The organism is Pseudomonas sp. HC1(2025) (assembly GCF_058742075.1).
The window spans coordinates 2,621,402-2,634,906 of record NZ_CP196017.1; the positions used below are offsets into that span (position 1 = coordinate 2,621,402).

The window sequence follows — 13,505 nt, forward strand, 5'->3', positions numbered from 1 at the left end:
GTTCCTGGGGTTAGACGGCGCTGGCTTCATCGCGGGCGCTGGCATGCTCGGGGTGGTCGGCCACGGCCTGTTCCTGGGCGGCGCGCCAGGCGGCAGCGGGGCTGACATCGTTGAGGTAGAAGTCGCCCAGGGCCCGCTCGCGGTAGATCGCCGGGTTGTGCGAGGCCAGGGTGCGGGCATTGCGCCAATGCCGGTCAAGGCGGCGCACCTGGCTGGTGGCCGAGGCGCCGCCGACTTCGAACAGCAGGCTGGTGGCCTCCAGCACCAGCGGCAGGATCACTTGCTGTGCCTGGTAGGTGCGCACATCCGCATCGACGTATTGCGCCTCGCTGATGGAGCCGTCGAGCACCGCCTCATGGGTGCTTTGCAGGACCTGCGCGGTGGCCTGTACCAGGCTGTCGGCGGCATAGGACAGGCTCGACAGCTTGCCGATCACCCGCTGCACCAGCGGGTCCAGGCGCGGGCTGGATTGCCCGGGGATGCCGAAGGCGCGGGTGCGGCCCTGGACAAAATCGACGGCGTCGCGCAACGCGGCGCGGGCGATCCCGGCCAGGGTCGCGAGGTGGAACAGCTGGTAAAACGCCGAGATATACGACTCGGCACGCAGCTCGCCGGGCTTGAAGCGCCGCAGTACCTGATGCTCGGGCACCGCCACCTGCTCAAAGCGCGTGGTGCCGCTACCGCTCAGGCGCTGGCCAAAACCGTCCCAGTCATCCACGCGGGTCACGCCGGGCGCATCGGTGGGCACCACCACGCTGATAAAGTCGGGCCCGTCGGCGGCGGCCACGGCGATCCAGTCGGCATACAAGGTGCCGGTGCAGTAGTACTTCTGGCCGTCCAGTTGCCAGCCTTCGGCGGTGGGTTTGAGCGTCACCGAGTTGGTGGTGGTGTCACTGCGCTCGGCCATGGCTGCGCCCCACAATTGCCCGGCGACCACCTTGGGGAACCAGTACGCCTGGGACTCGGGGTCCTGGCTCACCAGCCGGCCCTCGACGAAGCCAAAATGCGCGCGCACGATTTGTGGCAGGTTCGAGTCGGCGCTGCCCAACTCGATCAGCAGGGCGAACAGCTCCGGCAGGCTGGCGCCCAGGCCGCCCTGGCTGCGGGGCACGCGCAGGGCACCGAAACCTGCGGTTTTCAGCCAATCGACGGCGTCGAAGGCCAGGGTGCGTTCTTGCTCGCGTTGCACCGCGCCCTGGGCAATACGCTGGAAAACCGGGGCGAAGCGTTCGTGCAGTGGGGTGTCGCTCATGTTCGATTCCTTACTTGAATACAGTATCTGAAGCTGTCGGTGATCCACTGTAGGAGCAGCCTTGTGTAGGAGCGGGCTTGCCCGCGATGACGGTGTATCAGTCAACTATTTATCAACTGACCCTCCGCTATCGCGGGCAAGCCCGCTCCTACACAAGCCCGCTCCCACATAAAGCAGCCTGTGTGAATCAGCCGTCATCGCGGTTTAACCCGTGGATCAATCAACCCGTTGAGTACATCCACCAACAGGTTCACCACCACATAAACCAGTGCCGCCAACAAGGTGATCCCCAGCACCACCGGCGCATCCTTGGCCACGGCTGCATCAAGCATCATTCGCCCGATACCCTGGCGGGCGAACAGCATTTCCGTGACCACCGCACCCCCCAGCAGGCTGGCGAAGATGAACCCGGACAAGGTCACCAGCGGCACCAGCGCATGGCGCAATGCGTGGCGCAGGCGCACGGCGGTCTGCGACAGGCCGCGGGCACGGGCCATGGCGATAAAGGGTTGTTCGAGGATGTCTTCCAGTTCCTGGCGCAGTACCTGGCTGAGCATCCCGGCAATCGGCAGGGCCAGGGCCAGGGTCGGCAGGATCAGGGTTTGCCAGCCGTTGGAGCCGGCTGGCGGCAACACCGGCCACTGGAACGAAAACACCAGCAACAGCAAAATCCCCAGCACGAATGACGGCGATGACGACAGCACCAGCTCGCTGGCCGAAGCCACGCGACGCACCCAGGGGTTGCGCTTGGCGGTAAGCACGGCGCTGGCCAGCGCCAGGCCGATAGCCAGCAGTGCGGCACTCAGGGCCAGTTGCAGCGTCGCGCCAATCTGCTTGCCGATGGCCTCGGTGACGGGAATGCGCAAGCGGTACGACTCGCCGAAATCACCGTGGGCGATCCGCCCCACATAGCGCCCGTACTGCACCCACAACGGTTGGTCAAAGCCGTATTCCTCACGGACCTGGGCCAGTTGCTGCGGGGTGGGGATGGCGTCCGGCCCGCCGAGAATCGCCAGCACCGGGTCGCCGGCACTGAAATGGATGGCAACGAAGGTCAGGGTGGCCGCGCCCCACAGCACGCCCACACCGGCCAGTAGTCGAGCGGCAAGCCGTTTCATGGTGCCTCCTGGTCCAGCCAGACGCTGGTAAAGAATGGGGTGTTGTGCACGGTGTCGAAAATCAAGCCCTTGACCGCCGTGCGATAGGCAATCAGCACCTGGCTCTCGAAGTCCGGCACCGCCGGCACCACTTCGGTCAGGCGTTGTTGCGCGGCGCTGTACAGGGCTTGCAGTTGCACCGGGTCATGGGAGCGGCGGGCGTCGCTGAGCAACTGGTCCAGGCGCGGGTCGCTGAGGTTGCTGAGGTTGTTGCCGCTTTTGCTTGGCGAGGCGCGCGAGTCGCTGTGGTACAGGATGTACAGGCCGTCGGGGGTGTTGGTGTGCCAATAGCCGCCGCCGATGGCGTCGTAGTTGCCCGCCGTGCGGCGGTCGGTGAGCTGGGCCAGGGGCATCATTTCGATAATGAACTGCATGCCGACTTTCTTTGCATCCGCCTGCACCGCCACCGCGACGCTGCTGGGGAACGGCGGGCTTTCAAAACCCAGCAAGTGCGCCGACAGGCGCCGGCCGTCCTTGACCCGATAGCCCTGGGCATCGCGTTGGGTCCAGCCGGCTTCGTCCAGTTGGCGGTTGGCGGCGTCGACGTCGTATTTCAATACGTCGCGGTAGGCCGGGTCATAGAACGGCGTGTTCACCGCCAGGTAATCGCTCTTGGGCAAGAACTCACCGAACCCGGCAATCCAGGCCAGGCCGTCACGGTCGATGGCCTGGGCGATGGCCTTGCGCACCCGTACATCGTCGAATGGAAAGCGCAGGGTATTGAACGTGAGGCTGCGGTAAGGGCTGGCCATGCGGATCCGGTTGCGCACCACCAGGTTCTGCGAAGCACGCATCGCCGCGGTATTTTGCGCCGGTGCATCCAGGGTGAAGTCCGAGCGTTTGGATTGCAGGGTGCTGTAGCGGGTCATGGCCTCGGGGACGATGCTCAGCTCGATACGGTCCAGGTAGGCCGGGCCGATGTGCCGGGTCACCGGCGGTGCCCAGTGGTAATCGGCGCGCTTGATAAAGGTCGCGCCTTGTTCGCGGGTATAGCTTTGCAGTACGAACGGCCCGGATCCGATGGGGTGCTCGGCGATGCTCTTGGGCGCTTCGCGGATCTGTTTGGGCGAGACCATGCTCAGCCACGACTGCGCCAGCACATACAAAAACGGCGAGTAAGGCTCGCGCAGGTGCGCCTCAAAGGTGTAGTCGTCGATGATCCGGCCATCGACGTAGGGCGCGATGTACGCCGCCGCCAGCGGTGATTTGGTAGCCGGGTCGCGCATATGTTCCAGGTTGGCCCGCAGCGCCTGGGCGTTGAATTTTTCGCCGTCGCTGAAGGTCACGTCGTCGCGCAAATGGAAGGTGTAGGTCTTGCCATCCTCTGAGACGTCCCAGGACTTGGCCAGCCAGGGCGAGAGCTTGCCGTTTTCGTCCTGGTACAACAGGCAGTCGTAGACGATGCGCGCCAGCCATTGCACGTTGCCGTGGTAGCTGGAATGCACATCGAAGGTGCCGGTATCCAGCGCGGCCGACACGCGCAAGGTGCCGCCCGACGTGCCCTGGCGGGTTTCGTGGTAGTCGCTGGGGTCGTAGCTGAGCAGGCCCTGGGCGTCCAGGTGGCCGTCCACCCGCTGCACCGAGCTGGGCGGTGGGGCGTCCGGCGAGCAGGCGCCCACCAGCAGCAACCCCAGGAGCAGGGCGTACCTGCTCCAGTGATTGATCGGCATCGTGAAGGCTCCCACCTTAGAAGTTGAACGCCACGCCGGTGAATGCGCCAAAGCCGTCCCCCGGATACAGCGCGGCAACGTCCTTGCCCTGGGCGTCGTAGATCGGCTGGATGGCGGTGACGTAGTTCTGGTCGGTGAGGTTTTTCACGTCCAGGTACACCTGCCATTTCTTGCTCGGGGCTTCATACCCCAGCTTGGCGCCGAAAATCGTGTAGGAGGGCGCATACAGGGTGTTGGCGTAGTCCACGGCGGTACTCGATACCGAGCGCACATTGACCCCGGCGTAGAACCCGTCCGGATGGCGGTATTGCAGCTCGGCCTGGTACACGTGCTTGGGCAGCCCCGGCAGCTCGTTGGAGCCAAAGCGCGCGTCGTTGCGGTAGTAGAAGTCGTTGAGGGTGTAGGCCTGGCGCAGGCTGACGGTTTCGCCGCGCGCGCTTTGCCACAGCGCGGTATCCAGGCCGGCTTCGATGCCCTGGTGGATGGTCGGGCTGGCGTTGGACGTGGAGTTGACCGCCGCCGTGGTACGGGTGGCCGGAATCACTTCGACGGTGAGCAGTTCATCCTTGATCCACGAGCGGTACACCGCCAGGCTGCCATCGAAAATCCCGGCTTTGCCGCGCACGCCGAACTCAACGGTATTGGCCTTCTGCTCGGTGAGGGTCTTGGCGTAGTTGCTGGCCACCCCGGAGCCCGACGACGACCAACTGCTGGGCGGGTCGATGGAGCGGCTGACGTTGCCGAACACCTGGAAGTCCGGCGTGATCTCGTAGCGCAGGCCCAGGCGCGGCGCGACGTTCCAGCTGTCGTAGTCGTAGTGGTCCGGGTAGGGCGAGGTATTGGCGCGGTCCGAGTAGCGCACCTCGATATCGCGCTTGATCTGGCTCAACGACAGGCCGGTGGACAGCCACAGGCGGTCGGTCAGTTGCAGGTCATTGCCGGCGGCAAACACGCGGTCGAACGAGCCGGTGTAGCGTGCCTGTTTCTGCAAGGCACCGTAGGTGCTGGAGGCCGGGTTGCCGTTGTAGGTCTTGACCCCGGCCTGCAGGTGCTGGGTGCTGGTCAGGCTCAGGGAGGTGTTGCTGGTGTGCCCCTGGATCTGGTCGCTGCGGTTATAGGTCAGCGACAGGTTCAGGTCGCGCCAGTCCCAGTAGTTGGGGTTGACCGTGCTCTTGCGGTACAGCACCTGGGGATAGTTGTGATAGACCAGGCCAAAATCCAGGGTGGCGTCATCGTCGAAGGTATAGGTGGTCTTGCTGCCGACCCAGGTCGAACCACGCTTGGTCGAATCATCGCGGCTGGCCAGGGCCACCGGGTTGGTTTGCGACGAGTCGTGCTTGAGCTGGGCCTTGGTCAGGGTGCCGGAGCTTTCGTGATACTCCTCGCGGTAGCGTACGAACAGGCGGGTTTCCAGCTTGGGGTTGAAGCGGTAGCCGAAGTTGGTGACCACGCCTTTGGCCTTGGTGAAGGTCCAGTCCTGGTAACCGTCGCGTTCGGAGTTGCTCAGGCTGACGTAGTAGTCGCCGTTGTCCACCACGCCGCCGGTGCTCAGTTGTTGCTTGCGCCAGCCAAAACTGCCGGCCTCCAAGCGCACGTGATTGCCCGGCGCAGTCAGGCCGGAGTTGGTCACCATATTGATCGCGCCACCCAACGACAGCGCGCCGTACTGGAAGGCATTGGCCCCGCGCAGCACTTCGGTGTAGTCCAGGCCCTGGGTTTCCAGCAGCTCATACGGCGTGCCGCCGGAGCCGGTCAGGGCCAGGCCGTCGAACAGGAACTTGGTGCCTTCGCGAAAATACCCCGGCGAGGTATTGGCCCCGGAGCCACGGATGGAAATCTTGATTGCATCGTTGCCACCCGCCGACTGCGCATACACGCCGGGCTGATAGGCGAGGGTGTCTTCCAGTGTTGCCGAGCGGCCGCGTTCGACGTCAGCGGCCTTGACCAGGCTGACGCCGCCGGCCACCTCGTCGAGCTTGAGCTGGGCTTCTTCGCTGGCGGTGACCTTGCTGGCCTGCACCGTTACGGTCTGCAGGCGCGAATCTTCGGCGTGGGCCCATTGGGCGGCGAGGATCAATGTCAGGGCGCTGACGGTTTTAAACGAACTGGAGGCGAGTGGCGGCAGAGGCCTTGAGATCAACTTCAATTGTGCATTCCCTGTGATTGGCTACGAGTGGAGGCGAGTTTCTATTCGTATAGTCAATCTCTGGCAGGGATAGAGCAGAAAGCATGCCAAGCGCCAAAGCGGGTTTTTGCGGGGTATTTGGTTTTAATCAGCGGGTCTCTTATGCCAAAAAACCACACCTGTGTTGAACTGCTGTTGGATTTTGAACAGTGCCGAGGGGCCCGCACTAGAGCGTTTTTGCCCTGTGTTGCGCTGATTCGGCGAGCAATTCGCCAGCGCGCGCCTGCAAGAAGCGATGCAGGACTTTGACCCGCTCCGACACTTGCAGGCGATGGGGGCACATCAGGTTGAAGGGCGTGGGTTCGCCTTGCCATTCGCCGAACAACGGCACCAGGCGCCCGGCCTTGATATCGCCGGCCACGTCCAGGTTCGCCTTGTAGGCAATACCGTGGCCGGCCAGGGCCCAGCGCCGCACGATTTCCCCGTCATCACTGAGGTAATCGCCGCCCACTTCGACCTCCTCAAGCAGCGTGCCCTGGCGAAAATACCAGGTGCTGTTGGGCCGGCCCTGGCGCATGTAGCGCAGGGTGCTGTGCTGCGCCAGCTCGGCCGGCACCTGGGGTGTGCCGTGGCGCGCCAGGTACGCGGGGCTGGCGCAGGCGATACGGCGGTGATCGCCGACCACCGGCAGCGCCACCAGGCTTGAATCCCTTGGCACGCCAAAGCGCAGGGCGATGTCCACGGTTTCGCGGAACAGGTCGGCGTTGCTGTCGTTAAGCAGCAATTGCAGGCGGATATTCGGGTGCTCGCGCTTGAACTGATCCAGCCAACCGAGCAGTACATTGCGCCCGAAATCCGAGGGCGCGGACAGTTGCAGCAAGCCGCTGAGGCTCTGGCCGTGTTGCTTGATCGCCTGTTCGCCTTCCGCCAGGGCTTCCAGGGCCACCCGCACGCTGTCCAGGTAGCGCCGGCCTTCTTCGGTGAGGCGCATGCTGCGTGTGGAGCGGGCCAGCAGGCGCATGCCCAGGCGGGTTTCCAGGCGTTTGAGGGCAATACTGGCGGCGGCCGGGGTCAGGCTAAGGCTGCGGGCGGCCGCCGAGAGGCTGCCACTGTCGGCGGTGCGTACAAACACTTCCAGGTCGAGGATTGAGCTCATTTGTAAAAATCCCTTAAAGATCCTGTCGTTTTACCGGGATTTTTCCGCGATTGCCAAGCTGGGAAGATGAACGCTCATTTTTCCGCACGAGGCAGTTCCCATGACATCTCCCCTCAAGGGCAAAACCGTGGTGGTGATTGGCGGTAGCAGCGGCATTGGCGCCGAAGTCGCCCAACAGGCGGCATCCCGTGGCGCGCAGGTGGTACTGGCCGGGCGACGCCTTACGTCGACGGTCGACAACGGCGTGCGCAGCGAGCCGGTAGACGTCACCGACAGCGCCTCCCTGCAACGTCTGTTCGAAGCGGTGGGGCGTTTTGACCACCTGGTGTTCACCTCGGGCCCTGCGGTCCAGGCCAAACACCTGCAGGACACCGACCTGCCACTTGCCCAGGACAACTTCAATGTGAAGCTCTGGGGCGCCTTGCGCGCAATCCAGCAGGCGCTGCCTTTTCTCGACGAGCGCGGCAGCATCGTCCTGACCTCGGGGCAGTTGGGGCGCAAGCTGGTGCCGGGGCAATTTATCAAGGTCGGCATCAATGCCGCGACCGAAGCGTTGGGCAAGCAGTTGGCCAAGGAACTGGCGCCACGGCGGGTCAACGTGGTCAGCCCTGGGGTGATCGACACGCCGGCATACGCGGGGATGCCTGAGGAACAGCGTCAGGGCATGTTCGCCAAGGTGGGCGGGGCGTTGCCGGTAGGGCGGGTGGGGCAGGCGGAGGAAGTGGCGGCGGGTTATTTGATGGCCATGGAGAATGGCTTTATCACTGGCAGCGTGATCGATATCGACGGCGGTGGATTGCTGTAAACACCGAACCCAATGTGGGAGCGGGCTTGCCCGCGATGGCGGCGTGTCAGTCAATACATAGGCTGACTGATCCACCGCTATCGCGGGCAAGCCCGCTCCCACATTTTTTGTGCAGTGTCAGGCCTTCAGGGTACGGGTCATGCGCAGCGCCAGCACACTACCCGCGACGATCACCGCCGCCAGCAGGTACAGCGCCAGGTCGGTGGAGCCGGTCGCATCCTTCACAAACCCCACCACATACGGGCTTAAAAAGCCCGCCATCTGGCCCATGGAGTTGATCAATGCCAGGCCCCCCGCGGCCGCGCCGGCGCTGAGCATGGCGGTAGGCACCGGCCAGAACATCGGCAGGCCGGTGAGGGCGCCCATGGTGGCGATGGTCAGGCCAAGGATGGCAATGGCCGGGGTGGTGGCGAAGTTCACCGCGATGATCAGGCCGACAGCGCCCATCAGCATCGGCACCACCAGGTGCCAGCGGCGCTCTTTGCGCAGGTCGGCAGAGCGGCCCACCAGCAGCATGAATACCGCCGCCAGCAAATAGGGGATCGCACTGAGCCAGCCGATCACCAGGTTATCGCTAAAGCCCATGTTCTTGATGATCGACGGCAGCCAGAAGTTGATGGCGTACACGCCGCTCTGGATGCAGAAGTAGATCAGGCCGAACGCCCAGATTGCCGGGTTCTTGAACACTTCCAGCAGCGAATCAGTGGTGGTCTTGGGCTTGTTGGCCAGGTCGGTGGCCTGGTCGGCCTCGAGCACTGCGCGCTCATGGGCGGTCAGCCACTTGGCGTTGGCGAAGCTGTCGCTGAGCAGGAAGTAGGCGAGGGCACCGAGGATCACCGTCGGCACACCTTGCAGCAGGAACATCCACTGCCAGCCCGCGAGACCGCCCTGGCCCGCCGCGAAGTGGTTGAGGATCCAGCCGGAGAACGGGCTGCCGAGCAGGCCCGACACCGGGATCGCGGACATGAACAGCGCCATGATCCGCCCACGGCGGAAGGTCGGGAACCACTGCGAGAGGTACAGCACCACGCCCGGGAAGAAGCCCGCTTCAGCGGCACCGGTAAACAGGCGCAAGGTGTAGAAGTGCGTCGGTGTGGTCACAAACAGCAGGCAGGTAGACAGGGTGCCCCAGGTGATCATCATCAGCGCAATCCAGCGCCTGGGACCGAACTTGGTCAGCGCCAGGTTGCTCGGCACGCCACACAGCACGTAGCCGATAAAGAAAATCCCGGCGCCGAGGCCGTACACGGTCTCGCTGAACTTCAAGGCGTCGAGCATCTGCAGCTTGGCAAAGCCGACGTTGACGCGGTCCAGGTAGTTGAACAGGTAGCAGATGAAAATGAAGGGGATCAGGCGCAGGGTGATGCGCTTGTAGACGGCGTTTTTGTCGTCATCGTTGGCCAGGGTAGCGGCGGCGCTCTGTGACATGGCGTTCTCTCTTTATTATGATTTTTCGCGATGCGAGGGTAACGTTGATCGCCCCAAGAGTCTCGGTCACGGGACGGTGTCGTGTCTTTGTGCCCCCGCACAGCGATCCATCCATTGCGCTGTGCCTTTGAACAATCGCTTAATGCAGCGCTTTCAAGGAATTTAGCCCCATGTTCGAACTCGATCATGACCTGGCGCAGGATATCGTCAATCGCACGATGGCCATTTTGCCCTACAACGTCAACGTCATGGACAGCCAGGGCCTGATCCTCGGCAGCGGCGAGCCGGAGCGCATCAATACCCGTCATGAAGGCGCGCAATTGGTGTTGGCCAACGGTCGCGTGGTGGAAATCGACAGCCAGACCGCCAAGCACCTCAAGGGCGTGGCGCCGGGGATCAACCTGCCGCTGCTGCATGACCAGCGCCTGATCGGGGTGCTGGGCATCAGCGGTGAACCGCAGTTGCTGCGCACTTATGCCGAACTGGTGCGCATGACTGCCGAGATGCTGGTCAGCCAGCGCCATCAGCAGGCGGAGCAGCAGTGGCGGCGCCAACGCTGTGATGATCTGCTGGCGTTGCTGCTGGCCGACAGCGGCGAGTCGCCGCGCCTGGTGGACGAGGCCCAGCAACTGGGGCTCAAGCCGCAGTTGCCGCGAACCCCCTATCTGTTTGAGCTGGGCCCGGGCCAGACTGCCGAAGCCCTGGCTGCCTGGCTGGCTTCGCGTTATCCGGACAGCTGGTGCGTCAGCAGCGCACAGTTTTCGTTGCTGTGGTGTCGCCCGGCGGCGGTGCCGATGGACAACCCGCGCCTGCTGGAAAAACTCGAGGCCTCGGGCTGGAACATCTTGCGGGTGGCCGTCGGTGGCCAGGCCGACGGGTTGGCCGGCTTGCGCCGCTGTTATCGGCGGGTGGCGGACTTGCTCGCCTATGGCCGTGACGTGCTGCCGCAGTCGCGCCTGCTGACCCTCAATCGCTACCGGTTGCCGGTGATGCTCTGGCGCCATCGCAACGACGATGCCCTCGACGAACTGCTTAACCCATTGCGCAAGGTCCTGGCTAAGGACGCCAACGGCCAACTGCAGGCGACGCTGCGCAGTTGGTGTGAGCACGACGGGCAAAGCCAGGCCTGTGCCGATGCATTGGGCATCCACCGCAACAGCCTGCGCTACCGCATGGAGCGCATCGCCGAATTGAGCGGTGTCGACCCGTTGACCTTAGATGGCATGCTCGCGCTGTACCTGGGCGTGCAACTGCTGCCCCAAACCCCTTAGGAGGCGCTTTTGTAGAAATGAACAACAAACCCCAGCCGCGCTTGTGCATCGGACAGGCGTCATTGCCGGTGCCAACTGGCAGCATGGGCGTCATAAAAACCGGAGAAAGCCCATGAAAGTCATCATCGCCCCCGACTCGTTCAAGGACAGCCTGAGTGCCGAAGGCGTGGCCCAGGCCATTGCCGAAGGCCTGGCTGAGGTTTGGCCGCAGGCCGAATTGATCCAGTGCCCGATGGCGGACGGCGGTGAAGGCACGGTGGAGTCGGTGCTCGCGGCCTGCCATGGCCAGTTGCGCAGTTGCACCGTGCAAGGCCCGTTGGGCGGCGCCGTTGAGGCGCGCTGGGGCTGGTTGGCCGAAAGTGCCACGGCAATCATCGAAATGGCTGAAGCCAGCGGCCTGCAACTGGTCCCACGGGAGCAGCGCGATGCCTGTTCCAGCAGCACCTTTGGCACCGGTGAGCTGATCCGCGCCGCCCTGGATGCCGGGGCCCAACGGATCATCCTGGCGATTGGCGGCAGTGCCACCAATGACGGCGGCGCCGGTGCCATGCAGGCCCTTGGCGTGCAACTGCTCGACGCCCAAGGCCACAGCCTGGCGCGTGGCGGCCTGGCCCTGGCGCACCTGGCACGGATCAATCTTGAGCAGTTGGACCCGCGCCTGGCCCAGGTGCGTTTCGATATCGCCGCCGACGTCAACAACCCCCTGTGCGGCCCCCACGGTGCCTCGGCGATTTTCGGCCCGCAAAAAGGCGCCAACCCCCAGCAAGTCGAGCAGCTGGACCAGGCCCTCGGACACTTCGCCGACCACTGCGCCGAAGTCTTGCCCCGGGACGTGCGCGACGAGCCGGGCAGCGGCGCGGCCGGTGGCCTGGGCTTTGCCGCCAAGGCCTTCCTCGGCGCTAGGTTTCGTGCGGGCGTGGAGGTGGTCGCCGACTTGGTAGGCCTGGAACACGCCATGCGCGGCGCCGACCTGGTGATCACCGGCGAAGGCCGCTTCGACGCCCAGACCCTGCGTGGTAAAACCCCGTTTGGCGTGGCGCGGGTGGCCAAGCAGCACGGTGTTGCGGTGATCGTTATCGCCGGCACGCTGGGCGAGGGCTACGAGCAGATGTATGCCCATGGCGTCGACGCCGCGTTTGCCTTGCCTGGCGGGCCGATGAGCCTGGAGCAGGCCTGCAGCGAAGCGCCGCGGTTGCTGCGTGAGCGGGCGGCGGACATTGCGCGAGTGTGGCGCTTGGGCGCGCAGCGCAGTGGCGGATGACAGCGCTTGTTATCGCCGCCTATACTGATCGGCCACTTGTCTTTCAAAGGATGAAACACAATGCCTACACCTGACACCAATATCGTGATCCAGCGCTTTGCCGAAAGCCATCTTCAAGGCATGCATGCGCTCTACAACGATCCGGCCGTGTGCCGTCAGGTGCTGCAGATGCCGTTCCAGTCGCTGGAGGTGTGGCGCAAGCGCCTGGCCGATACCAATGAGCGACTGCTCAGGCTGGTGGCGGTGCAGGCGGGTGAGGTGCTTGGCAGTTGCACCCTGGAGCAGTACGCGCGCAGTCGGCAAAGCCATGTCGGCAGCATCGGCATGGGTGTGGCGGTGGCCTGGCAGGGCAAGGGGGTGGGCACCCAGTTGCTGGGCGCGGCGCTGGAGGTGGCCGACAACTGGATGAACCTGCACCGGGTGGAACTGACGGTGTATGTCGACAACGAGCCGGCCCAGGCGTTGTACCGCAAGTTCGGTTTCGAGACTGAAGGCCGGCTGCGCGATTACGCCGTGCGCGACGGCGTATTTGTCGATGCCCTGAGCATGGCCCGCCTGCGTCAGACCGCCTGATCGCCCAGGGCAAACGCCACCGCAGCCTGCGCATGCAGCAAGGTGGTGTCCAGCAGTGGCAGCTCGCTGTGCTCAGGCTTGATCAGCAGGCCGATCTCGGTACACCCCAGGATAATCGCCTGGGCGCCACGGGCCGCGAGGTTGGCGATGGCCTGCTGGTAAACCTGGCGTGAGGCTTCGTTGATCACTCCGACGCACAACTCTTCATAAATGATCCGGTGCACGGCGTGGCGTTCTGCTGCGTCGGGCACCAGCACGTGCAAGCCCTGGGCTGCCAGGCGCGCCTTGAGAAAATCCTGTTCCATGGTAAACGCCGTGCCCAGCAGGCCAACGGTCAGGGTCTGGGCCTTGACCGCTGCCGCGCCCGCCGCATCGGCAATGTGCAGGAACGGCACCGACACGCCAGCTTCGATCTGCGGCGCCACCAGATGCATGGTGTTGGTACACAGCACGATGCAGTCCGCGCCACCGGCCTGCAGGCGGCGTGCGGCGTCTTGCAGGATCAGCGCCGCGTCATCCCAGCGCCCGGCGTGCTGGGCTTGTTCCACCGGGCCGAAGTCGACGCTGTACAGCAGGATTTGTGCCGAGCGCAGCGGCCCCAACCGGTCGCGTACCTGCTGGTTGATGATCCGGTAATACTCGGCGCTGGACTCCCAGCTCATGCCGCCGATAAGGCCGATGGTGCGCATGCAAAGCTCCTCAAGCTGTTGGGCGAAAGCTACACCTTACCCAACACGCGAGCGTTAGTCATACGCGCCGGTGCAGCATCTGCCATGATCGTTGTTTGCAGCCCCCGAGGAACACCGC

The 13,505-nt window shown here is 64.2% G+C and carries 11 protein-coding genes; 4 read left to right on the forward strand and 7 right to left on the reverse strand.

Annotated features, from left to right (window positions below; genetic code table 11):
* Positions 1-10: 10 nt before the first annotated feature.
* The 5 genes from ACSSVH_RS11980 to ACSSVH_RS12000 form a co-directional block, all read right to left on the reverse strand.
* On the reverse strand, positions 11-1,252 hold the full coding sequence (locus ACSSVH_RS11980) for an acyl-CoA dehydrogenase family protein (protein WP_170058072.1): 1,242 nt from the start codon (positions 1,250-1,252) through the stop codon (positions 11-13).
* 194 nt (positions 1,253-1,446) lie between these two features.
* Positions 1,447-2,370, reverse strand: coding sequence for an ABC transporter permease (locus tag ACSSVH_RS11985; protein ID WP_170060411.1), 924 nt, complete (start codon positions 2,368-2,370; stop codon positions 1,447-1,449).
* On the reverse strand, positions 2,367-4,079 hold the full coding sequence (locus ACSSVH_RS11990; protein WP_492634592.1) for an ABC transporter substrate-binding protein: 1,713 nt from the start codon (positions 4,077-4,079) through the stop codon (positions 2,367-2,369). The genes ACSSVH_RS11985 and ACSSVH_RS11990 overlap by 4 nt, the downstream gene beginning before the upstream one ends.
* A gap of 16 nt (positions 4,080-4,095) precedes the next feature.
* A complete protein-coding gene (locus ACSSVH_RS11995) occupies positions 4,096-6,225 on the reverse strand; it encodes a TonB-dependent receptor family protein (RefSeq protein ID WP_262381006.1) in 2,130 nt (709 codons plus the stop codon).
* Between the two features lie 205 nt (positions 6,226-6,430).
* Positions 6,431-7,360, reverse strand: coding sequence for a LysR family transcriptional regulator (locus ACSSVH_RS12000; protein WP_492634593.1), 930 nt, complete (start codon positions 7,358-7,360; stop codon positions 6,431-6,433).
* A gap of 100 nt (positions 7,361-7,460) precedes the next feature.
* On the opposite strand from ACSSVH_RS12000, the gene ACSSVH_RS12005 reads away from it, so the two are divergent.
* Positions 7,461-8,165, forward strand: coding sequence for an SDR family oxidoreductase (locus ACSSVH_RS12005; RefSeq protein WP_169955870.1), 705 nt, complete (start codon positions 7,461-7,463; stop codon positions 8,163-8,165).
* Between the two features lie 117 nt (positions 8,166-8,282).
* Here ACSSVH_RS12005 and ACSSVH_RS12010 read toward each other — a convergent pair whose 3' ends face one another.
* Complete coding sequence (locus ACSSVH_RS12010; RefSeq protein ID WP_032860575.1) at positions 8,283-9,593, reverse strand: MFS transporter; 1,311 nt, start codon at positions 9,591-9,593, stop codon at positions 8,283-8,285.
* A gap of 170 nt (positions 9,594-9,763) precedes the next feature.
* On the opposite strand from ACSSVH_RS12010, the gene ACSSVH_RS12015 reads away from it, so the two are divergent.
* From ACSSVH_RS12015 to ACSSVH_RS12025, 3 genes are all read left to right on the forward strand, one after another.
* On the forward strand, positions 9,764-10,864 hold the full coding sequence (locus ACSSVH_RS12015; RefSeq protein WP_169955874.1) for a sugar diacid recognition domain-containing protein: 1,101 nt from the start codon (positions 9,764-9,766) through the stop codon (positions 10,862-10,864).
* Positions 10,865-10,976: 112 nt separating this feature from the next.
* Positions 10,977-12,125: a glycerate kinase gene (locus ACSSVH_RS12020; RefSeq protein ID WP_492634594.1), complete on the forward strand. Its 1,149-nt coding sequence runs from the start codon at positions 10,977-10,979 to the stop codon at positions 12,123-12,125.
* A 60-nt stretch (positions 12,126-12,185) separates the two neighbouring features.
* Positions 12,186-12,698 (forward strand): GNAT family N-acetyltransferase, encoded by a 513-nt coding sequence (locus ACSSVH_RS12025; protein WP_170041516.1) that lies wholly within the window; start codon positions 12,186-12,188, stop codon positions 12,696-12,698.
* On the opposite strand, the gene ACSSVH_RS12030 is transcribed toward ACSSVH_RS12025, so the two are convergent.
* Entirely contained in the window at positions 12,686-13,387 is a 702-nt protein-coding gene (locus tag ACSSVH_RS12030; protein ID WP_169955880.1) for an aspartate/glutamate racemase family protein, read from the reverse strand. The genes ACSSVH_RS12025 and ACSSVH_RS12030 overlap by 13 nt on opposite strands.
* Positions 13,388-13,505 lie beyond the last annotated feature (118 nt).